20 protein-coding genes are annotated in these 22,627 nt (G+C 45.0%); 12 read left to right on the top strand and 8 right to left on the bottom strand.

From position 1 onward, the window contains the following. The first annotated feature begins 486 nt into the window (after positions 1-486). Positions 487-1,494, top strand: coding sequence for an ADP-ribosylglycohydrolase family protein (locus QUA56_RS00290; RefSeq protein ID WP_333351805.1), 1,008 nt, complete (start codon positions 487-489; stop codon positions 1,492-1,494). Positions 1,495-1,600: 106 nt separating this feature from the next. Here the strand turns inward: QUA56_RS00290 and QUA56_RS00285 are convergent, their stop codons facing one another. The 4 genes from QUA56_RS00285 to QUA56_RS00270 form a co-directional block, all read right to left on the bottom strand. Then, the gene (locus tag QUA56_RS00285; RefSeq protein ID WP_333352165.1) at positions 1,601-3,010 is read right to left on the bottom strand and encodes a cation:proton antiporter; all 1,410 of its coding nucleotides are present in this window, start codon (positions 3,008-3,010) and stop codon (positions 1,601-1,603) included. 175 nt (positions 3,011-3,185) lie between these two features. Beyond that, positions 3,186-3,959, bottom strand: a complete 774-nt coding sequence (gene hisA, locus QUA56_RS00280; RefSeq protein ID WP_333351803.1) for a 1-(5-phosphoribosyl)-5-[(5-phosphoribosylamino)methylideneamino]imidazole-4-carboxamide isomerase — start codon at positions 3,957-3,959, stop codon at positions 3,186-3,188. 171 nt (positions 3,960-4,130) lie between these two features. Next, complete coding sequence (locus QUA56_RS00275; RefSeq protein WP_333351802.1) at positions 4,131-4,823, bottom strand: TIGR02117 family protein; 693 nt, start codon at positions 4,821-4,823, stop codon at positions 4,131-4,133. A gap of 14 nt (positions 4,824-4,837) precedes the next feature. Next, the gene (locus QUA56_RS00270) at positions 4,838-6,040 is read right to left on the bottom strand and encodes a glycoside hydrolase family 10 protein (RefSeq protein ID WP_333351800.1); all 1,203 of its coding nucleotides are present in this window, start codon (positions 6,038-6,040) and stop codon (positions 4,838-4,840) included. 486 nt (positions 6,041-6,526) lie between these two features. Between QUA56_RS00270 and QUA56_RS00265 the strand changes: the two genes are divergently transcribed. From QUA56_RS00265 to QUA56_RS00250, 4 genes are all read left to right on the top strand, one after another. After that, positions 6,527-7,297: a cysteine hydrolase family protein gene (locus tag QUA56_RS00265; protein WP_333351798.1), complete on the top strand. Its 771-nt coding sequence runs from the start codon at positions 6,527-6,529 to the stop codon at positions 7,295-7,297. Positions 7,298-7,440: 143 nt separating this feature from the next. Beyond that, positions 7,441-7,878, top strand: a complete 438-nt coding sequence (locus QUA56_RS00260) for a cupin domain-containing protein (protein WP_445242864.1) — start codon at positions 7,441-7,443, stop codon at positions 7,876-7,878. 104 nt (positions 7,879-7,982) lie between these two features. Then, positions 7,983-8,342 (top strand): DUF952 domain-containing protein, encoded by a 360-nt coding sequence (locus QUA56_RS00255; RefSeq protein WP_333351794.1) that lies wholly within the window; start codon positions 7,983-7,985, stop codon positions 8,340-8,342. 6 nt (positions 8,343-8,348) lie between these two features. Next, positions 8,349-8,942 carry a restriction endonuclease gene (locus QUA56_RS00250; protein WP_333351792.1) on the top strand — a complete coding sequence of 198 codons (594 nt, stop codon included), beginning with the start codon at positions 8,349-8,351 and terminating at the stop codon, positions 8,940-8,942. 11 nt (positions 8,943-8,953) lie between these two features. Here QUA56_RS00250 and QUA56_RS00245 read toward each other — a convergent pair whose 3' ends face one another. After that, complete coding sequence (locus tag QUA56_RS00245; protein ID WP_333351790.1) at positions 8,954-9,934, bottom strand: site-specific DNA-methyltransferase; 981 nt, start codon at positions 9,932-9,934, stop codon at positions 8,954-8,956. A 104-nt stretch (positions 9,935-10,038) separates the two neighbouring features. Continuing rightward, positions 10,039-11,292, bottom strand: a complete 1,254-nt coding sequence (locus tag QUA56_RS00240; protein WP_333351788.1) for a CCA tRNA nucleotidyltransferase — start codon at positions 11,290-11,292, stop codon at positions 10,039-10,041. A gap of 107 nt (positions 11,293-11,399) precedes the next feature. On the opposite strand from QUA56_RS00240, the gene QUA56_RS00235 reads away from it, so the two are divergent. The 3 genes from QUA56_RS00235 (at position 11,400) to tsaB (ending at position 14,213) form a co-directional block, all read left to right on the top strand. Next, positions 11,400-11,648, top strand: coding sequence for a Ycf34 family protein (locus QUA56_RS00235; RefSeq protein ID WP_333351787.1), 249 nt, complete (start codon positions 11,400-11,402; stop codon positions 11,646-11,648). Between the two features lie 190 nt (positions 11,649-11,838). Beyond that, a complete protein-coding gene (locus QUA56_RS00230; RefSeq protein WP_333351785.1) occupies positions 11,839-13,551 on the top strand; it encodes a serine/threonine-protein kinase in 1,713 nt (570 codons plus the stop codon). Positions 13,552-13,553: 2 nt separating this feature from the next. Then, positions 13,554-14,213, top strand: a complete 660-nt coding sequence (gene tsaB, locus QUA56_RS00225; RefSeq protein ID WP_333351783.1) for a tRNA (adenosine(37)-N6)-threonylcarbamoyltransferase complex dimerization subunit type 1 TsaB — start codon at positions 13,554-13,556, stop codon at positions 14,211-14,213. Between the two features lie 306 nt (positions 14,214-14,519). Here the strand turns inward: tsaB and QUA56_RS00220 are convergent, their stop codons facing one another. Continuing rightward, positions 14,520-14,783: a hypothetical protein gene (locus QUA56_RS00220; RefSeq protein WP_333351781.1), complete on the bottom strand. Its 264-nt coding sequence runs from the start codon at positions 14,781-14,783 to the stop codon at positions 14,520-14,522. 416 nt (positions 14,784-15,199) lie between these two features. Between QUA56_RS00220 and QUA56_RS00215 the strand changes: the two genes are divergently transcribed. From QUA56_RS00215 to QUA56_RS00200, 4 genes are all read left to right on the top strand, one after another. Then, on the top strand, positions 15,200-15,823 hold the full coding sequence (locus QUA56_RS00215) for a DUF3859 domain-containing protein (protein ID WP_333351779.1): 624 nt from the start codon (positions 15,200-15,202) through the stop codon (positions 15,821-15,823). Positions 15,824-15,981: 158 nt separating this feature from the next. Then, a complete protein-coding gene (locus QUA56_RS00210; protein WP_333351777.1) occupies positions 15,982-17,841 on the top strand; it encodes an asparagine synthetase B family protein in 1,860 nt (619 codons plus the stop codon). A 165-nt stretch (positions 17,842-18,006) separates the two neighbouring features. Next, positions 18,007-19,236: a decarboxylase gene (locus QUA56_RS00205; RefSeq protein WP_333351775.1), complete on the top strand. Its 1,230-nt coding sequence runs from the start codon at positions 18,007-18,009 to the stop codon at positions 19,234-19,236. Between the two features lie 20 nt (positions 19,237-19,256). Then, positions 19,257-20,561 (top strand): hypothetical protein, encoded by a 1,305-nt coding sequence (locus tag QUA56_RS00200; protein WP_333351773.1) that lies wholly within the window; start codon positions 19,257-19,259, stop codon positions 20,559-20,561. A 277-nt stretch (positions 20,562-20,838) separates the two neighbouring features. Here the strand turns inward: QUA56_RS00200 and QUA56_RS00195 are convergent, their stop codons facing one another. After that, positions 20,839-22,593 (bottom strand): asparagine synthase-related protein, encoded by a 1,755-nt coding sequence (locus QUA56_RS00195; protein WP_333351771.1) that lies wholly within the window; start codon positions 22,591-22,593, stop codon positions 20,839-20,841. Positions 22,594-22,627 lie beyond the last annotated feature (34 nt).

The following is a 22,627-nucleotide window of genomic DNA, read 5'->3' as shown; positions in this document are numbered from 1 at the left end:
AGGGGCGATCGATCCCCTGAACCCGTTCCTAAGCTGCTGTGCATTTCAATAATCTTAGGAGTTACGCATTGACAAAATGTTCGTATTGTGTATAGTCTCCGAAAGAGGCGATCGCTATTCCCCGAGCAGCTAGAATTAAGTAAAAATTACTCAAGTTATCATTGGGAGCAGAAACATATATAGCAATCCTAAATGATTTGCTTGCATTATACGCGAGCTTTCTGGCTCGCGTATAATGCAAGGATTCTGGTCTCGCTCGATTTGGCGACTGATGCGAGGATTGCTATATATTACTATGGGTTATTTTGGGACTCATGTTCTGTCATCTGGGAGATAGAGACCGAGGAAGACATTAATTTTAAAATTCAGAATTACAGAGGGTTTTAGTCTGAAGTTGACACAAATGGGCAGTGTCCAACTCCCCGCAGGCTTTAAGAAGTTGGGGATTTAACATAAGATTAGATCGACCTACTTAAAGCTAGATAAATGACTGTACCGCGTCTCGAACAATTTAGAGGTTGTCTGATCGGTCAGTGTCTCGGCGACGCTATAGGCTGTAGAGTAGAAGGCTATCCTCCCGAAGTTTGCCAAAACTTTGTTAACTACGAAGTTCGACTTAAAAAAATCAAAGATCGCGATCGCTTCGGCTTTCCTTTTGGTCAATACACCGACGATTCCCAACTCGCCCGCGAACTCCTCCAAAGCTACCTCGCTTGTGGCGAATTCGACCCCAGCGACTACGCCACCCGTATTGCTGAGATTTTCGCTCAAGAGCGCATTGTCGGGCGCGGTCGATCGACAGAAGAAGCTGCAAACCGCCTGATTCGGGGCGTTGCTTGGCAAGAAGCCGGTTCTCCTGCTCCCAATGCTGGTAATGGCAGTGCGATGAGGGCTGCACCGATCGGCTTAATATTCTACGATCGCCCGTCCCAGCTTGTACAAGCTGCTTGCGATCAAGGGCGCATCACCCATCAAGATTCGCGGTGTTCTGCCGGGGCTGTGGCGATCGCCGGGGCTGTGGCGATCGCCCTTCAATCTGACATGATGATTGAAACTGAGCCATTTCTGAGCCAACTGAGCGAATGGGTAGGAGAAGTTGATTCTTCCTTTGCCGCTTTGCTCAAAGATTTGATTGATTGGGTGAAATTGCCTCCAGAGTCAGCCGTAGAGTTGATTTCTAGAGCTGGACTCCCGTTAAACTACGATCGCTCTTGGCAAGGAATTTCCCCTTTTGTAGTCGGTAGTGTCTTGTGGAGTTTATATGCGTTTTTGAGAACGCCTCAAGATTACTGGGAAACTCTCTGTACTAGCATCGCCGTCGGTGGCGATGTGGATACCACCGCAGCAATGGCTTGTGCCATCAGCGGGGCATTTCTGGGCCTAGAAGCCATCCCGAATCAACTAGCGGAATGTTTGAACGATCGGGAGACTTGGGGTTTGGGGGAACTGATTCAACTCGCTGACAATTGTTATCAGTTGAAAGTCAAGTTGTAGCCGCTTCTAACAACTTAGGACTTATTATTACGGCTAGATAAATTTGGACGATCGACATTTGTTTCTAAATCAGTCGATCGTCCCGACTAACATTCCCTACCCTAAATCAAACGATTTGCTCGCTAGAAGGTTCTCCTGTAGCTGGAGGTTCTACCGTATCGCCAAAAGCAATCCGCAGAAATGGCGGCGCTAAAAATGTCGTCAGAATCACCATGATAATAATCGAGACTTCCAGCGGTTTATCCAAAACTCCACTCGCCGAACCGATGCCGGCAAACACTAACCCGACTTCGCCCCGAGGAACCATCCCCACTCCGATCGCCAATCGATTAATTCCCGGCAGACCAAACACCACCCAACCTGTTACGATCTTGCCGAAAATCGCCACCACAATCAAGAAAGCGGCAATCAAAAGTCCCGCCCGATTATCGGGTACTGTTGGGTTCAAAACCCCCAAATCCGCCCGAGCTCCCACCGTCACAAAGAAGATGGGTACAACCATATCGGCGATGGGTTTCACCAATTCATCCAACTCATTGCGCGCATCGCTTTCATCCAAAACCAAGCCTGCTGCAAAGGCACCCAAAATCGCTTCGAGATGAATTGCATTGGCCAGAAACGCCATGAACAAGGCAAAAATAAAGGCTGGAATCACAATATTGCCGCGAGTTTTGAGATTCTCCACCACCGCAGTGAAGCTTTTGTTAAAGATGCCGCCCAACAGAATCGAACCCAGCAAAAAGACACTTGCACTGACAATCAAATAAATGACATTAACAACGTCAATCTCACCGGTTTTCGCTAAACTGGCGACCACAGCCAGGACAATAATTCCCAAAACATCATCAATCACCGCCGCACCGACAATGATTTGACCTTCTTTAGATTTCAGCCGTCCTAATTCCGACAAAACTTTCGACGTAATTCCGATGCTAGTTGCCGTCAAAGCAGCCCCCGCAAAAATCGCCGGAATCGCCGCCGTGTGGAAAATTATCATCAAGCCCCCAGTACCTGCAGCAAAGGGAACTGCCACACCGACACAGGCGACAACGACGGCTTGAACCCCCACTTCTTTTAGTTGTCTGAGATCCGACTCCAAACCAATTTCAAACAGCAGAACAATCACGCCTAATTCAGCCAGCACTGAAATGACTTCACTCTGCGATTCAAAGACACTGGTGAGGGCGGCAGGGGATAGATGATTAATCGATTGCAGAACTGTCATAATCCCTGAGTTGGATGCTGACAGCCCGCTTTCGGGAAAAACGACCAGGTGTAAAGCAGATACGCCAACAATTACCCCTGCTACAAGTTCACCCAAAACCGGCGGCAAATCAAATTTTATAGCCACTTCTGCGCCTAATTTACTGGCGATATAAATCACTACCAAACTGAGCAAAACTCCGCTGAGGACGATCGGCGAATTTTCTGCCTCGACTGTTGCTAGCAAAGGTATAGGGGGAACTAGAGAAGCAATCCCAGAACTTAAAGCTGTAATTGTAGGGTTCAAAAACATGGGTACGATGATGGTAAGAAAGACGATTCTATGCTGACTGTTGACTGTTGACTGTTGACTGTTGACTGTTGATTGTTGACTGTTGACTGTTGACTGTTGACTGTTGACTGTTGACTGTGAGTCGGAAAATTGATAACTGTTACATATTGAGTAGCCAGTTAACTCGACATGACTATCAAGCAAAGCTTGAAGAACCCAAATCTGGGGGAACATCTTGCCACCGCCCTTGTCCGACTGCTTGAATTGCTTCTTTTAGCAAGATATCGCCGGTATAAATTGCCCTACCGACGATCGCACTTTTGACACCAATTGGTTCCAAAGCCAACAAACTTAACAAATCTGCGATCGAACTAACGCCACCGGAAGCAATCACCGGAATCGAGATAGCGTTAGCAATTTCGCGCAAAGATTCCAAATTCGGCCCTTCCATAGTACCGTCGCGGTGAATGTCGGTGTAAATAATTTCAGCCGCCCCTAACTCTGCCATTTGCTGCGCCAATTCTGTTGCTAAAACTTCCGAAGTTTCCAGCCAGCCTCTAGTAGCAACTTTGCCATTTCTGGCATCGATGCCCACCAGAATTCGACCGGGAAATTCGGCGCACAATTCGCCGACTAATTGCGGTTGTTCGACGGCGACGGTGCCGAGAATCGCCCGCCGAACGCCTAAATTGAGGATAGCAGCAACAGCAGCGCGATCGCGCATTCCCCCACCTACTTGACAGGGTACATCAACGGCTCTGACAATGGCTTCAATGGCTGCTTGGTTGACTGGATGACCTGCTTTAGCGCCGTCGAGGTCTACTAAATGCAGCATTGTCGCGCCTTCATTTACCCACTGTCTGGCGACTGCGACGGGGTTGTCGTTAAAAGTTTGCGACTTCGCGTAGTCTCCCTGATACAGTCTGACGCATTTTCCATCCAATAGGTCGATCGCTGGAATTACATTCATAATTTAGTCAGTAGTCAGTTGTTAGTTGTTAGTTGTTAGTTGTCAGTTGTTAGTTGTTAGTTGTTAGTTGTTAGTTGTTAGTTGTTAGTTGTCAGTTGTTAGTTGTCAGATGCTAGAAGTAACAAATAACCAATAACAAATAACCAATAACCAATAACCAATAACCAATAACTACTGACTTCTTCCTTCGGCTATACATTCGCAGCCGCTGTTTAAATGAAACATGATTGCTGGCGAAAGCGTTGACCATAAAGGAGTATTGACATCAGCTTTTCTCAAAGCTTCCGCCGTCCAGTCATTGCAAGTTTTCAAAATCCAGTAACTGCCTTTTGCTTCATAAAAACTGTCGGTGTTGTCGTAGCCGTAGCTAATTTTCATTTTATTACCTCCGGTGTCTAATTGGAATGTATTTTTAATAAAATTTACCATCTTCAGATAATTCGCTCCACTAATTTTAACACATTTGGTTTCTTGATTTTGGGGAAAAACCCGATAACCTTGGACTTGTACGGTAGATGGATTAGGGAAAATAAGTGCCTTGAAACCTGTAACTGGGTTGATACTTCCTGATGTGGGAGTTTCCAACATAAAAGCTCTATCTCCCCAGCCAAAAGATAGATATTTATAATCAGAAGTGGCATCCCGCCCTATTTTTGTTAGCGGTAAAAATTGATTCCAGTCAAAATATTCATTTTTAACGGGAACGATGATTTCGGTGTGGATGCCTTGGTTGGAAATGTATAGAGAGATTGTGCAATCTGCTTGCGAGTAATTTCCCCACTTTCTGGGAGTTAGATAGCCTATTGTTAGGAAAGCAGTCAAAGATAAGATGACAATTCCTAAGCGCTGTAGAATTTTTTTCATTTTAACCGTTGGTTTTAAATTGTGCCTTCGGATGGCGGGCGCTGCATCTTTGTGGGAAAGAATTCTTGCAATCCCCCATTGCGCTGTTCGGGGGTTTCGTTAGCCCAATTCGACAAACTTTCGTAGAAAAAGAAAGACACGCCAGCGAAATCCCTTTTTCGCACTTCTTGCACTTGTTCTTGAATTTGTTTGAGCGGCACCGAATTATTTTTAAGACCAGTCAAAATGCCGATCGAAGTTGGAATGTGAAGTTTAGCTAATTTGACTTCTTCCCGTTCCAGTTCGGCACTAAAACGCTTGATATCGCTGCGATAAACCTGCAACACAATTTCTTGGATGTAGCCGCGTCTTTCCCAGGTAAACCAGTCCTGCAAGTGGGCGGGTAAAGCAAAGTGAAAAGGGTTCGGAGATAAGCTGACAATACATTTTTCTTTGCGGGATTTTATGGCGCTGGAAACTCGCCCCATGAAGTCGTTGATTTTGTCAGCGCGCCAGCGCACCCAGAAGGTTTCGCGGGAGTCGTCTGAGGGAGGGCTTTTGATTTGTTCCTGATACATTAACACAGTTAGCGGCTCGTAACCAAATTCTACTGGCAAGCCGAAATGGTCGTCAAATTGAATGCCATCAATATCATAGTTATCGACAATTTCTAGGATTAAATCTAAGATAAATTGCTGCACTTGGGGATGAAAGGGATTCAGCCAAACTCGCTCGTGTTGGCCTTCTTTCCAAATAGTTGAACCGTCGCGCCGGTGCGCCAGCCATTCTGGGTGAAGTGTGGCTAATTCCGATTCTGCGGGAGCCATGAAACCAAACTCAAACCAGGGGATTACTGCTATACCTTTTTGGCGGGATTGTGCTATAATTTCTTTGAGGATGTCTCGGTCTTTCAATCCGGGCGATGGATCGATCGACTGTCCGAATACTCGTTGGGCGGCAGCGCTCGGATAAAGCGTATAGCCTCCTTGCCAAACCGTGGGATAGATGGTATTAAAATTGAGTTTGTCCAGTCGATTTACAGCGTCAATGATGTTATTGCGGGAGAAAATAACGTCGCTGTCAATGTTCGTCAGCCAGACGCCGCGCAATTCGGTTGTTGGGGTTAGAGGCGGGGTTTGAGCTAACAGACGCGGGGATAATATGGCGGAGGAGGTAAGGGCGATCGTAAAAACAACTATTAAAGCCAGTATCCGCTGCCATTTGTGCAGTTTAATCATCAATTTTTCGCAAACACCACAATTTAACATCATACTGTAGGGTGGGCAATTCGCACCTTATCTGTGATATCAACTTTGGTAGCATTGGAATTAATATTACCCACAGTCAGGACACCGCGAGTGCAAGAGTGTCCCTACAATAATCGGGGTAGGGACACGGCAGTGCCGTGTCCTCGGTATCATTCCGATGCTACCGGAAACGATATGATTCCCCCTAAGAATAACCTGGCAATTTCATCACTATGTCGGAATCGTCCAGCCAAACGCAGTGCGCTAACGAAATGCGCCGACTCAAAAAACCAATTTTTTGCAGGTTGACAAAACCGGGCAGCAGCAGCTTATTTTTGCCGTTAATAAAGTTAATAAATTCTAAACTTTATCAAAAAGTTGCCTTTGATACTTAATTATAGTAAAGATTTAAGATATCGCAAGTTAGTAACAATCAAATAGTTATAAGATTGAGATTGTTTTTGAGTCACAATCCATATGAATCCTGATTCTCTCCGCACCTTGGGCGTGCCGCCGAATGCTTGGAAAGTTGATGCCAAAATTGCCGACATCACCCGATCGCCGATCGCGCCTCAACCTGTTACCCTAGAAACAGAAACTAAAACCCTGCGTTTGGACTTAGCAAAAGCAGCAATGTTGGTGATAGATATGCAAAACGATTTCTGTCATCCCGACGGTTGGCTGGCGCATATTGGCTTAGATGTAACGCCCGCCAGAACTCCAATTAATCCTTTAAAAAATTTGCTGCCAAAATTGCGATCGCACGCCATGCCAATTATTTGGATAAACTGGGGAAACCGCCCCGATTTGCTCAATATTAGTGCTGCTTCCCGTCACGTTTACAATCCCACAGGCGACGGCGTAGGTTTGGGAGATCCCCTGCCAAAAAACGGCGCACCTGTACTGATGGCAGGGAGTTGGGCGGCGCAGGTTGTCGATGAATTGGAACCCAAACCCGAGGATATTTGTGTGGATAAATATCGGATGAGTGGCTTTTGGGATACTCCTTTAGATAGTATCTTGCGGAACCTCGGCAGAACTACACTTTTCTTCGGAGGAGTAAACGCCGATCAGTGCGTCATGGCTACCCTGCAAGATGCTAATTTCCTCGGTTACGACTGTATTTTGGTCAAAGATTGTACAGCTACGACATCGCCAGATTATTGCTGGCAAGCTACTCTTTATAACGTTAAACAATGTTTTGGCTTTTTGTCTGATTCTCAGGCTATGTTAGAAGCAATTAAATAGTCATTAGTCATTAGCCATTAGTCATGAGTCACTTGGAATATTTTTTTGAGGCTAAACTGGGAATTAATGACTCGGGCTTCTCATTAAGGACAACAGAAACATAACAATTGACAACTAACAATAAAAAAATGACAAACCACTGCATGATTCCTGTTATAAAGTCTCCCAAAGACTACCAAGCATTTCGCATCAGTCCGGGCGATACTAATAGATTAGCTATCGTTTTCGATCCGGTAATAGCTAATGTTTCCTTAACAGTTTGCGTGGAGATTTTCGATGCGGGCGGCAAAACTCCTCCCAACCGCCATCAATTTGCAGTAGAAATGTTTTTTGTACTCAAAGGCAGAGGGCAAGCAACCTGCGACGGCAAAACAGTTAGTATTAAACCGGGAGATAGTTTGTTAGTGCCTCCAACAGGCACTCACGTAATTGAGAATACGGGGAGTGAACGTTTGTACACTTTGTGCATTATGGTGCCGAATGAGGATTTTGTGGAATTGATTCGCAGCGGTACGCCAGTCGAACTCGATGAGGAAGATTTGAGAGTTTTAGGGCGATCGGATGTACTCATATCGTGCTAGGTTTGTAGTAAGGACTTTAGTCCTTTAATCTCGTTCCTAGGTAGAGCGTTGGAACACATATCTAAATGCTCTGCCTAGCTTCTATTTTCCAGGTAAAATAATTTATGAGCGTTATATTTCACATCACTCAAAGCCAACAATGGGAAGAAGCAAAACAGCTTAAATCCTATCGCGGTGATACCCTAGATACTGAAGGATTTATCCACTGTTCGACACTGCCGCAAGTTACTAGAAGTGCCAATAAGTTCTTTGTTGGTAAAAAAGGATTGCTTTTGCTGTGGATTGACTCTGAAAAAGTGCAAGCAGAAATTAAGTATGAATCTGCCGCCGGAGAGGATTATCCGCATATTTACGGGCCCTTGAATATTGATGCTGTGTTGAAAGTTATTGAGTTTGAAGCGGGTGCCGATGGCAAGTTTGAATTACCGGAAGAATTAACAGCAAATACAAATGAACAGGCTTAGTACGCTGTGAAGATAGTTCAAGAAGTATCACTTATTAGTCGCGGTAACTTTGAGGAGTCAGAAGAATGGGGAGTTATTAAAAATGAAATACGGATTGCTATTGACGCGATCGCCTGGCCTGTGGGTGCATCAAACTTTACAATCAATCCAACCAGGCACGGAAACGGTGTCAAACCTATCAAAAATGCTTGTATGGCTGCTCTTCAGGACAACTTTGGATGGCAGCTTGAAACTAAAATCAGATTTGCAACTAGAGCGCCTGGACGAGTAGATGCTACCAAAATCTTAGACAATCATTTATTTGCCTTTGAATGGGAAACAGGAAATATCTCATCAAGTCACCGTGCTGTTAATAAACTGGTTCTCGGTATTTTACGAGGGATTTTTTTGGGGACGGCATTAGTTCTGCCCAGCCGCAAACTGTACCCTTATTTGACTGATAGAATTGGCAATTATGAGGAACTAGAGCCTTACTTTGATGTCTGGCGCGCTGTTAACATACAAGAAGGTTTTTTAGCCATATTTGTCATTGAACATGATGCCCTTGATACCAGCGTACCTACAATTACTAAAGGCACAGATGGTCGCGCTTTAATATAAAATGTTAGTTTTTAAGAAAACAATTCTAGTTGGATTGACTCGTTTTGTTTAACTTTATTTTTGGTCTTTCCCCTTGCTGATTCCCAGTTTTCAAGTTTTCCATTTGCCAAGTCTTGTAACCGCTTCACTGCTGGTTCAATATCGCCGATTTCTGTACCCAGCCAATACCTACCCAACTTCTCTGCTGCATAAAATGTAGTGCCAGAACCTCCAAAAGGATCGATTACAACTTGTCCCGGATTCGATGCCATAGCAATGATACGTTCCAGCATGATTGGAGCTAATTCGTTGGCTCCCCTTTTCTTGTGCTGTCGGTGTCTTACTGGCGGAATATCTGTCCACATTTCCTCAATTAAAGTCCACAGATTTTCTTCTCGAATATCTTCAGAAGCATTTTCCCAGACATCTTCGGGAGCATCCCAAACATCCATTAAGTTAATACCTTGAGGATTTAATTTTTTGCGGTGTCCGCCGTAATCTTTAATCTCTCCTCCGCAATGCCGGCAGACTTGAATCGGCGTATAAACTTTATTGAAAACTGCTGGTTCGCCTTTTGTGTAGTAAAGCAATCCGTAGTGTGCTGGAGACATTTTCTTGCCGCGAGGAAAGGCTTTAGGCATTCTACAAGCTATCCAGTGACGAAAGTTCATTCCCTCTTGGTTTAAATATGCACCGTACTCAATGCACCATTTAGGTAAGTTGAAAATAAATAGACTTCCGCCCGGTTTAAGCACTCGAATAGTTTCTTTAAGCCACTGTTTTGACCAAGCAAGATAATCGCTGGAATTCAGCAGGTCGCTCGTACCGTTACCGTAATCTTTGCCGAGATTAAAGGGCGGATCGGCAAAGACAATATCTGCACAGTAATCGGGAATAGCACCTAAAAATTCGATACAGTCTTCCTGGTAGAGAATGCCGTATTTGCTTTGATAAACCTCTCGCAATTCCCGTTCGGCGGAAATCACAGGTGATATCAGACTCCAAGGTTGCATTTAAGTATTTTTATTGAATAATCATCACTTCAATAATAGTAATTGTAGCGACGATTGTCAATAGATTACTGGAGCGATCGCACTGTTGGCACAGTTGCAAAACATCAATTAACATCAACCAACTCTGCCGCCAATTTGAGCGCATCTTCGCGAGTCGCAATTTTCCCCTCCACCCGCGCTAATTGAATCTCCATTAACAATTGACCGATGCGCGGACTTCTCGGTAAATTCAAATATTCCATTAAATCATTGCCGCTAACTAATTGTGTGGGATGAGCAATAATATCCTCGGCATCAAGATAGCGATTAATTAACAGTGAAATCTCCTCAACCTTAACTCCCGCCGCCACCGCCAAAACCGTTAAAACGGGAAATACTATTCCCAGATCCCGAAACAAAAAATACTGTTCTCTCAAAGACATTTCCGCGATAGGTTTTGCTTGCAATTGTGGCAAGTATTTCAAAAGCCCGATCGCACTTTTAATCTCCGCATTGCTGTACTTCAACCGCAGCAACTCGGTTTCAGCAATTGTCGGGTCGGAATCTGCCAAAATAGCCAACTTCGCAACCGCCAACAAAGGCGTTTTAATTGTATCTCGAATCTGACGCCCGAATTCCTTCCCTAATTCCGGGTAAATTGCTGCTAATTTGTCAGCAGATGCGTCAATTTTTGTCAAAATATCGAAACGGTCGATCGCACTTTCAAACCAAATCGAAAACAAACCGTCTTCGCAACCGCGACAAATCCAAGGAACACCGTCAGGATTGCTCAACAAATAACCCAATTCCGTTCGCACCCGTTCCACCGCTACCCGACTCAACAGCGGCGCTAATTCCCGAATCGCCGATTGAGTTTCAGCTTCGATCGCAAAACCCAACTGCGCCGCTTGGCGGTAAGCTCTTAATAACCTCAGCGGATCGTCCTCCAAATTTGACCGCGAAATCATCCGCAGCAAACCCAACCGCAAATCAGTTTGACCGTCCAAAGGATCGATGATTTCTCCGGTAAAAGGATTGCAGGCGATCGCATTTATCCGAAAATCTCGGCGCAGCAAATCCCCCTCCAGACTCCCCCCTTCCGCCTGCGCCAAATCCACCGTACCGCCCGCAAATACAACCCGCGCAATTTGCCGTTCCGCATCCAACAAAACAAATCCACCTTTCGTGCGATCGGCAATTTTTCGAGCAGTTTTCACCGCCCGTGTTAGCATGACAAAATCCAAATCAAAATAGTGCGATCGGCGGCCCAGCAGCGCATCCCGCACCGCACCGCCCACCAGATAAGCAGGCGCAGTCAACATTTCCAAATCAAACGGCCAAGTATCAGGAGATAATGGAGGTGGCAAACTATTCGACATCGCAACAAAAATCAATAAACTTACAAACAATAAAGCTCTTGCTACGCTAGATTAACAGAAAGCTCGAAATTCACCAATCTTTTTGAAATGCACAGAGGATATCAAGAATGTGTATTTGTATTAACTGCCACTATGTAGACCGCTGCTTCACCTACCACGCCGTAGAAGGACAGCACGAACAGCTTCACCTCACCGAAAAACCCGATTTCGACCCCGTAGAACCCACCATCAACGTCAACATCCGCCCCCGTCAAGACGAAATTGAAATGGAATGGGATGTAGTTGGCTGTCAAAGTTTCAAGCAAGAGACCGGCAAATGGGCAAAATTGCGGCCAGGCGAACTCGTCCCGACTTAAGGAAGAAGTCATTAGTCAGTAGTCAGTAGTAATTAGTTATTTGTTGGTTGTTGGTTGCTATTTGTTGTTTTTTATAGGTTTTTTGTGAGTAGTTAACGATAACAACCAATAACCAATTCCCAATTCCCGATGCCCGATGCCCAATTCCCCATTCCCAATCTAAAATCTAAAATCTAAAATCTAAAATCCAATGTGCTATTGCTTAAACCCAACTTGTCACAATCCGCAAAACCAAGGGGATGCAGAATTGTGCCAAAGTTGCGGCTCAAAATTGTTGTTAACTCTTGACCTAGAAACGCCATCAGCATCTCGCTACCGAACCATAAAGCCGATCGGACAAGGAGGCTTTGGCAGAACATTTCTAGCAGTTGATGAAACAAAACCCCTGATTTTTTCGCAGTGCGTAATCAAGCAATTTTTCCCGCAAAATACCGCAGCCGAAAAATCCGCTCAACTATTTCACCAAGAAGCAGCCCAGCTAGAAACCTTGGGCAAACATCCCCAAATTCCAGAATTAATCGCGCATTTTGAACAAGAGGGGAGACAGTATTTAGTACAAGAATTTATAGACGGCAAAAACCTAGCCCGAGAATTACAACAAAAAGGAGCATTCACCGAAACTCAAATTCGGCAAATCCTCAACGATTTATTGCCAGTGCTCCACTTCGTCCACAAATCCAAAGTTATTCACCGCGATATCAAACCAGAAAATATCATTCGCCGCCGGCTATCTCCAACTCCTTTACCCGCTTTAGAAACTTCCTATCAACCCTCTCCTTTCCAAAAAGATATTGTTTTAGTAGACTTTGGTGCAGCTAAGAAAGTAACAGCAACCGGCTTGCAGCAAACTGGTACAATCATCGGCAGTGCTGCTTATACAGCCCCAGAACAATTGATGGGGAAAGCAGTTTTTGCCAGCGATATCTACAGTTTGGGCGTTACCTGCATTCACTTGCTGACTGAAATTCCTCCCTTTGATTTGTTCGACAGTACAGAGGATTCTTGGGCTTGGCGAAATTATTTGAAAACCGCTGTTAGCGATGATTTCGGCCGCATCCTCGACACCATGCTTCAAAGTGCCACCAACCGGCGCTACAGTTCAGCATCAGCAGTCATCCGGCACTTGAACCCCAAACCGGTATATTTAGAGGCTTCGCCTGTGTTAGACGCGCCGGAAACGCCTGCAGAACGGGTGCTTACACCTGCGCCCGGTGTGTCGCTTTTCACTCGCCAACAGCAAGCCGAAATTCAGCAAGCTTTACAAGAGGCGATCGCCCCGTACAATGTTACAATCCAAGTCAGTCAAGCCAAGCAACAGCTCAATATCGTCATCAACAGAACCGAAGACAACCCCGTTTACTATCCGCACTTATCTCAAATAATTGCCACCAGACTCACCGATTTGCAGTTAAATAAAGTCGCAGCCGTGAAGCTGTTGGGAAGAGTCAACAATTCTCGCCGCCCGGAGTGGAAGCAAATATTGCAAATCGATCCCAAGATTCAATTGAGAAACAAACTCGTGCGGCTGCAACACAATCAATTACTCAAGAAAATCGCCCCTGTTACTACCCAAGAATTTTGGCTGCCGAAGTTGAAAACTCAGGATTTTTGGATAGATGCGCTAATGTTTGCCTTAGTTTGGTTTATCTTTGGCTCTCAAATAGTCATTTTTAATTCGTGGTTTGCGCTAATAGTTTCGTCGGGTTTTATGGCAGTCAAGCATCAAGTTTCCCACAACAAAGAATTTGCCAATAAAAATTTATTCGCAAGTTTAGTAGTGCTGTTTTTGATGACTGGAGGGATGGGTAATTCCAGGATTTTAAATACGGGAATATTTGGTATTCTTTTGGGTTGCTTAGTTGTGGCTTTGCCTCTGTTTTTTGTTAAGGAAAATTATCAGTAATCGTGAATAGCAATCCCCAAGACGGAACATCAGTTAAAAAATACGGTTTAGCCCTGCACACAGCTAGTCGCGAACTCGGTTTAGCCATCAGCAATTTTGCCGGGTATTCTCGCTGCCAGACTTGGAATTTGGATCGCGATTTAGCAACTCATTTGCATCAGTATTTAGTCGAGTTTATTCAGCCGCAAACTTGGGCGGATTTGGCTTTTATTGCAGTGGCGAAGGGGCCCGGAGGTTTCACGGGGACTCGGATGGGTATGGTGACGGCGCGGACTTTGGCTCAACAGTTGGATATTCCGGTTTTTGCGGTTTCAACTTTGGCGGCTGTCGCTTGCAGCAGCAGTAAAAAATCTATCTCAAATCAGGATATGGCGCTGCAAATGCCTGCACAGCGGGGACAATTGTTTGGCGCTGTTTATTCAGTTAACAGTAATTCAGGTGTAACTGAGTTGTTTACCGATACGGTAATGACACCGGAATCCTGGCAGGAAAAGTTGGATAATTGGGGGAATTCTTATCAGTTAATTGAAGTTGGTAGCGAGTTGGGTTGGTCGGTTTCTAGCTTGTTGGAATTGGCTTATTTGGAGTGGCAAATGGGAAGTCGTCCTGATTGGTCGGAGGCTTTGCCTTTTTACGGTCAACATCCGGTTAAGGGACACTGAATCTAGGGAATAGGGCATTGGGAATAGGGCATTGGGCATTATTTCGTTTCTGTTAAACTCACATCTTGCACCATTGTCAAGAACAGGCAAGATGCCTGTTCCACAAAGAGTAGATTTTCTCGCTTCACAGGCCGGAGAGCCTGTTCATAAAAGCTTATTGAGAATGGTGCAAGATATAAGTTAAATCAACTTGTAGAGTGCGTTTTTTTTCCGACCATTCCCCATGCCCAATGCCCAATGCCCAATGCCCAATGCCCCATGCCCGTAAATGATTTATAAGCAATTAAGCAGACTTGATATCGTTGTTTATTTAAGGGCGATACAAAGTTCGAGGCAAAAAGTTAATGTTAGCGGGTCTGGGTTTTCGCTTCGCAATCGATCGATCTCAGCTCGATCGCAGCCGCGAGATTCCATAAAATCGAGCATCCAGTTAGTTATTGTCGCGAGATCGATGTATTTTGCTCCGAGGCATACGGGGCAAATTTCTGGGCTGAGGGTACCTGTGCCGCCGCATTCGGGGCAATCCCAGTGGGTTGTTACGGGATCGGGGGTAGTTGGGATGTTGCTCATTTTAGGAAAAAGTTCGATCGCACTACTCGGTCAGTTTAGCAATTGCTTGGTTGGGGAACTCCCGAGCAAAACTCAACAGCACCAACTATATTAGAACGCAAATTAGTAAAAAAAAGCGGAAATAAATCAAGATCGCAAATGCAGCAGCATTAAAAGTGGAGATTGCCGCGCTATCGGGCAGCCTTGACGCTTCAGGTCGAATGAGTAAAGTTGTTGGGTTTTCTTCCTCAATGTTGGGTGAATGTTGGTTTTATTCCTCAACCGAAGCTACATTTCGGAGTGTGAAAAATTAATTATGACTTTTATGAACTCAAAATTATGAAATTCATGAATTGACTTGAAGCTCAGCCTGTTTTAAAATGTTAATTAACTGGGGTCAGTAAGTCGCATGAAAAACTCCTACCGCGTCTTAATATATGGAAAATCGACTGACTCAAACTCAACTAACGCAAATAGTAGCTGAAGTAGAACGCCTTTCTAACCTCCGGCAATCTGAACTTGATTCCGAAGAAGTCAAAGAAATTTTGCAGGAGTTGGGCTTGCCTCCAGAGTTGCTAAATGAAGCTTTAATCCAGTTGCAGCGTCGGGAAGCACTGGCCCAGCAGCAGCGGCGAAATCGGTGGATTGCAGGAGGATTGGCGGCTGCGGCTGCGGGGGCGATCGCAATTACCGGATTCTACATTCAGCAAAACCGACAAGCGATCGATCGCGTTTCAATTCAAGAAAACCGCATAACTTCGGTGCAGGATGATGGTGGCAATTTGACAGTTATTTTCCGCCAAAATAATCCTGAAATATTTTATCGTACTACCTTGAAAGATGCACCGATCGGGAAAAAACTGTCATTATCTTGCGATTGGATTGACCCCAGCGGTCAAGTTGTCAAACAAAACCGCTATCAGACTCGCGAAATCGACAAACCCATCTGGAATACTCAATGCCGCTACCAAATTGGTACTGCTGCTGCTACCGGAAATTGGCAAGTTAAAATGTTCGTTGAACGTCGCGCGATCGGCAGTGCATCCTTTCAAGTCAAATAATCCTACATAACACAAACTCTGCCCTTTCACTCTCCTCCTTCTCCAACTCTGCGCTCTCTGCGCTCTCTGCGGTAAATAAAAAAAAATCTCATTCACAAATTCAAAAATGATGGCAACAGTATCTTCGCCCAAAAACTCGCCTATAGATAGATTATAACATGGGAATCACCAACAAACCGCGTCAATTTTTAGGATACTGGGGCTGCGATTCTCGCCAAAAATTAGAAGCGCTGCTGGCGAAAATCATCAGCCAGTCTGCCAGAGAAATTCCCGTTCAAAAAGTCGAGGATTCTTCCAGTTTCTCCACCGCAGACAGCGAAAATCATCCAATTTGGAATGTTGCTAGTACCGAACTCGATCGCGCGCCAGACTTGCCGACCAAAAAGAGCGATTCCCTGCGGGATAGCTACGCTTCACGTACTTTGCAAATCGCCGCCCTCTCAGCATCTGGACTATGTACTTATCCATCAACCAACGGCTTGCTGTTACCTGATGCCTGGGTAAACGTTCGAGAAAATTGCCTGATTTTAGGACGGGAACCCTTCGGGCGAGTAACGCTTTACTGGACGCAAATCGGGCCGAGTATTTGGTTTGCATCGAGATTGCAACTGCTGTTAAATATTTGCGAACAGCCAGATGTAAGCATTCCCGGTTTGTACGGCTATAGCTGTTTTTCCTATGTCCCAACTCCTTTAACTCCGGTCAAAAATGTGTTCGCCGTTCCCCCAGGAACCGAATTGACTTGGGAGTGCGATCGAGATAGCGGTGTAATTTTTGAACCCCAATCAAAACGGTTGTTGGAATGGGGAGAAAGTTCAGAAAAAATAAAAGACGAAGCAGAAGCGATCGCCCAATTGCAAAACTTACTTAAAGATGCCGTTCACCGTCAAATTGCCGATATAAACAGCAGTGAAACTGTCGGAGTATTTCTATCAGGCGGTTTAGATTCCTCAGTTGTCGCAGCTTTGTTAGTAAAAGCCGGAGTCAAAGTGCGCGCTTATACTCTCGACTTTGGCGAAGCCGGAATTCCTGAATATCCTTGGGCAGAACAAGTTGCCTACTCGCTGAAAATTCCTTTAATAAAAGTAGATGCCACGCCGCACCGGATTAAACAAGTTTTGCATTCTGCTGTGAAAGCTTTAGATTTGCCTTTTGGCGACGGAGTTACAGTGCCGCTGTACCTTTTAAATGAAGCTGCGAGTCAAGAAACGGATCTCGTTTTCAACGGCGAAGGCGGCGATCAGTTATTTGCGGGATGGACGAATAAACCCCTGATTGCAGCGGGTATTTATCAAGCAGCAAATCCAGCCGGAGACGAAGCTTTTGCCCTGCAATACCTGCGAACTTTTCACCGGATGTGGGGATACGAAACTAAAGTTTACCAGCCGCAAATTTACACTCAAATTCAGAATTTGCACCCTCAAGATTGGCTGCTAGAGGCTCTTAATCCTGCTTTAGGCGGGTCTTTACTCCATCGCCTCCGCCGCGCTGGGCTGATGCTCAAAGGCGCGCAGAACATCCATCCCCGCGCTGCTAATTTAGCTCTAGCTTTTGGTCTGAAAGTGCGATCGCCCTTTTGCGATTTTGCCTTAACAGACTGGACGTTTAAACTGTCAGGAGAATTGTTTTTGCGGGGTGCTTGCGAGAAATACATCCTCAAACGAAGCGTGGAAAATTGGCTGCCTGCGGAAATAGTTTGGCGGGAAAAACGGGGTATGGGAGTTCCCTTAACCTCTTGGTGTTTTAATGAATTTTGGCATCAAATTGGCGATTGGTTAAACCCTGCCGTGCTGCTGTCAGAGAAACGCTGGCAACCCGATTTGGCTGCTCAAATTGTGTCCGGCAAATTCGCAGCGGGAATTCAAGGCCGCCGCATTGGCGAAATTATTTGGCTGTTAATTATGTGGCAAATTTGGCGATCGCAAATCTTAGGCGAGGAAGTGAAAAACAAATCTTGGAATCATCCATTTTGGTTGCCTCGATCGGTTTGGAATTACCGCCAGCGGTGGGCAGAATAAAATCAACATTTTTTATTTAACTCACATCTTACACCATTCTCAAGAACAGGCAAGATGCCTGTTCCACAAAAAAATAATTTTCTTGTGGGGTGGGCATCCTGCCCGCCCGTGAAAGGCTTATTGAGAATGGTGCAATATCTCAGAACAAGCACCTACTTTACCATTATGTCAACAATTGCAGATCGCAAATCAATTCTCAAAGAACCGCCTTTTACTCTTTCCCTAGCCCAAGAGTTATTAGCTACTTACGGTTCGCCACTTTACGTTTATCAAAGCGATATTTTGCGCCTGACTATTGCCCGCATTACTAAAGCAATTTCCTATCCGCGAACTCAATTTTGTTTTGCCAGCGTGACAAATGGCAACATCGCACTGCTGCAAATTTTTCAAGCTTGCGGGTGGGGACTGCACGCCAATACACCGGGAGATATTTATTTAGGAAGTCAGGCCAGTTTTTCGCCCAAAAACATTGTTTACAGCGGCAGCAATTTGCACCTAAATGAGATGGAACAAGTTCTCAAATGGGGTGTCAAAACTCTGAATTTCGACAGTCTCGCTCAGTTGCAGTTGTGCTGTGAAGTTTATCAATCTCTCAGGGAAAACCAACAGATTTTAGAACCGCCCAGTTTGGGTTTGAGACTGAATTTGCCCGAACTAACTGGAGACAGTCGAATTGGAGTGCGATCGACTGAATTCCCAGAGGCGATCGCCCTCGCTAGAAAAGCCGGATTAAAGCTCAGCGGATTGCATTTTTATCGCGGTACCGGCACTAATTCTACCGCAGCTTTTACTCAAGTAATTGATACTGTAATTGCCGCAGCCCAGCAATTGCCAGATTGGGAATATCTCGATTTTGGCGGCGGTTTTGGCTATCCTTACCGCAGCGGGGGTACAGCCTTTGACTGGGAACTGTTCGGAGCAGAATTAACCAGCAAAATCAGCCAACTCGATCGCGAAATTCAGCTAATAGTTGAACCAGGGCGATCGGTTGTAGCGGGATGCGCTACTTTGCTCGCTCAAGTTGTTTCAACAAAATGGCAAGAAGCCAAACAAATTGTCGGCGTGGATACTACTGTTGCTAATCTTTCAGTGCCGTCAGTTCACGGCGGTTATCGAGAGATTTATACCTGGAATTGCCGGGATTCTCTACATCTTACTGATGTTTGTGGCAATACTACTTATTCGCGGGATTTTTTGGGAAAAAACTGTCATTTACCAGCTTTGAAAGTTGGGGAAATCCTGGCTATTTTAGATGTGGGAGCTTACGGCTATGCCATGTCATCGCACTTTTTGCACCGCCCCAGACCTGCGGAAGTGCTGTTAGAAAATAACCAGCATCGCGTGATTCGCCAAAGAGAAGGTTACAGCATTTTGCTAGCCAATCAAGTTTTTTGAATAATCAATAGGAGATTTTTATGAAGTGCATTAAATGTGGAACTGAAAATAATTTAAAAGTTCGCACGGCTAATAGGGGTCGCTGTCTACGATGCAACCATAAGTTTGCTTTTGAACCGACTGCAATGACTGGTGTCAAAATAACTGACCCGATGTTTGCCAAGGCGATCGCAGATATTTCTGTTAACGATACGCTGTTTTTTACCCCTAAGCAGTTATTTTACCTTTTAGACAAGCGATCGAGACCAAAAATTTATGATGGGTTCTACACAATCCCAGGATACCTCATTATTAATATAGTTTCGGGTATCTTTGTTCTTATCTTGAAAGCAGATATATTTTCTGAAGGGAGTATAGCTTTCTTTTTGGTAATGTTTGTAATAAATAGTTTAGTGATTGCAGGAACTTTTACTGCTAGCCGTTCTAGCAAGTATCCGTACAAACAACGCCAGAAATTTGCAAAGACTTTGCAAGTTTGGGGAGGAATAGTTCTGGTGTGCGGAATTGGTGTAACTCTGTTATCAAGTTCCTTTCCGCTGTTTTTAGCGAGCTGCGCTATCGGAATGCTATCTATCTATTTTGGTAGCAAAAAAATTGAAAAAAAACCTGCAAATAGTCAAGATTTTACTATTGAGTTAAATCAGTTTCAAGGCTGGCTTAATACTTGGACAGAAATTAACTCTATGACTAAATTGCTGCCGCCTCCCCGCGCTCTAAATGGAAATACCGCCGTTAGTCCTGATGTCAGCGCTTACAGTTTTGACAGATTAGTTGTGTGCGATCGCCCGGAAATTGCCCAATTTTTAATCGCCAACAATTTCCACTTTGAAAACAACTGTGCAGTCCTCAGCATTACCGGATATCCGCAAAGTATCTTCGACACAACTATGGAAATGCTGCGCCGAAATCCAGACTTAAAAGTGTACGCTTTGCACGATTGCACTCCCCGAGGAATTGGTTTAGTTGACCGCTTGCGTACCAATCCTAATTGGTTCTCAGATAGCAGCGCGATAATTATTGATATCGGATTGCTGCCCAGGCAAATTATTGCGGCTGGCGACAATATGTGTGTTCTCAGTTCTGAGAGTTCGGCACGAGATGCTGTACAATTGCCGCCAGCAATTCGCCAAGATTTATCCCCTGAAGAATTGGAGTGGTTGGAATTAGGTAATTATGTAGAATTGGAATCGTTTAGTGCTCAAAAACTGATTCAAATTTTGAATCGAGGAATTGCCGGCAGTCGAGATTTAGGCAGCGATGACAGCAGTTTGATTTTGCTAGGCGGTACGGATAGTTCTATTTATGTTGTTGACAGTTTTGGTTGAGGTTTGTAGGGAAACCGCATTGCCCATTGGTGTCAAAGCTGTTAGTCCCGCTAGTCCTCCCGCTTACCCGTCAGCCCGCCAGGGAATGAATTCCCTGTCTAATAGCTAAAGTCCTCTAAAAGAGGACTAATAGACATCTCCAATAATTATTGTGGAACAGGCAAGATGCCTGTTCCATACTGGCTTTTTTGGAGATGTCTAATGATTTCTCCAGTCCTCCTAAGAGGACTTTAGCTTTGAGGCAGGGAATTCATTCCCTGCCGGACTATATTTGATATTACTTATTACCTTGCAGCCAAATTTCTAAACTCGCCAACAGCCACAGTTTAACGCCGTAACGCCCCCAGGTATCTCCTTCATAGTCTAGCCATTGACATATCAAAGATTGGTTGAAATAAGGAGCGATCGCAGCTTTTTTCGACAGCAGCAAACCCTTAGCCTCTCGCTGCCAAAACTTCTTAAATCCCAACTGTACGGGAACCAGCATCCCGCTTTTTGGTCTGTCTAAAATTTGAGCGGGCAGAACGTTTGCAACCGCTTGTTTTAACACAGCTTTTTCCACAACTCCCGATAGTTTGTATTCCGGCGGAATCGTCATGCTCAAGTCAACTATTCGCTGGTCAAAAAGAGGCGATCGCCCGTGCAAGTCAGCAGCTTGAGTCAAGTTGTTGACTTTGGTCAAAATCTGGTCGGCTCCCTTAAATTTAATATTTAATGCCATTAATCGATTTAGATAACTGCCGCTGCTATTCAAATCCGCGCTAAATACCGAAGGTTCTGTTTTTACCGCCCCCCAAATTTCCGGTTTTAACAGTTGAGGCAAATCCGCAGCGCACTTTTGAAATGACATCAAATATGCTGGCAGCGCATCCAAATTAGTAAGAGAATTGTACAAGCTGTTAATTAGCATCGGTTGATTTTTAGGCCCGCCAAAACAGGGATCGCCGCCTTCGCCGTTGAGGACAATTTCGACAGATTCTCGCGCCAATTTTCCTAATAGCAAGTTTGGCACTGTCAGGGGGTCGCCGATCGGATCGTCTAAATAGCTCATCGTTTCTGGCAACTTTTCCCACATATCCCGAAAGCTAATTTCTAAAATGTGGTGTTTAGTTTGGCAGTGTTGGGCAACTAAACTGGAAAACTCTAATTCGTTGGCGCATTCTGCACCAAAATGAATTGAGTAAGTGTGAACTGGTCGATCGTGAAATTTAGCAGCTAAAGCGGCGATGCAGCTAGAGTCTAACCCGCCGGAAAGAAAGACGCCTACAGGTTGATTTGCAGGCAAATATTCTCGGACAATTTCATCTAAAAGAGAGCGCAATCTCGCGCCGTGCCATTCTAAAGATTGTTCGGCCTCGACAACTTGTTCTCGGAGTTCCCAGTAAGCGGAAATCGTCTCGTCAGGGAAGCTTAAAACGGTTCCTGGACGCAGTTCTCGCACTTCCTGCCAGAGGGTACGATCGCCCGGAACAAAGGAGCAGCAGAGGTAATCTCGCAGCGCTACGAGGTCGATCGCCCTTGAATGGTAGGGTGCGATCGCCCGCAGTTGAGGAGAAATCCAGCGAGTCGCGCCAACATCAGTGTAGTAAAGAGTGCGCGCACCCGCGCGATCGCGCGCCAGCCGCAAAACTTGCCTTTCTCTGTCCCAAACCGCGAACGCGAACATACCCGCCAGCATCGGCAAACATTCAACGCCCCAGCGTTCCCACAGTTGAGCGACTAATTGGCGATCGCACCCCTGCCAACTATTAGCAGAAATACCCAATCTTTCCAGCAATTCTAATCGGTTGCTCAGCCAAATATCGCCGACAACTGCAAATTTTTCTGAGGGACTTAGAATTATCTGAGCATTTTGGTTGGAGCCAATAATAGCAATTTGACCTTCTCGCCACGCTGTATTATCTTCGATGCTGTCTGTTTTCCCCCAAGCTATCCGCCAATTTGAGGCAAATTCAACCAGAGAATTTGGAGGTAGAGAGGATTTTTGTTTTTGGCTACCTCTGTAATTTAGGAAGGATTTTTTATGGCTCATTTTTGCCAACTCAATATAATTATAAATATTATTA

Source organism: Microcoleus sp. N3A4 (assembly GCF_036701805.1).
Taxonomy (GTDB): Bacteria; Cyanobacteriota; Cyanobacteriia; order Cyanobacteriales; family Microcoleaceae; genus Microcoleus.
Note: the sequence above shows the minus strand (reverse complement) of the source record. Positions and strands in the feature narration are given on the sequence as shown.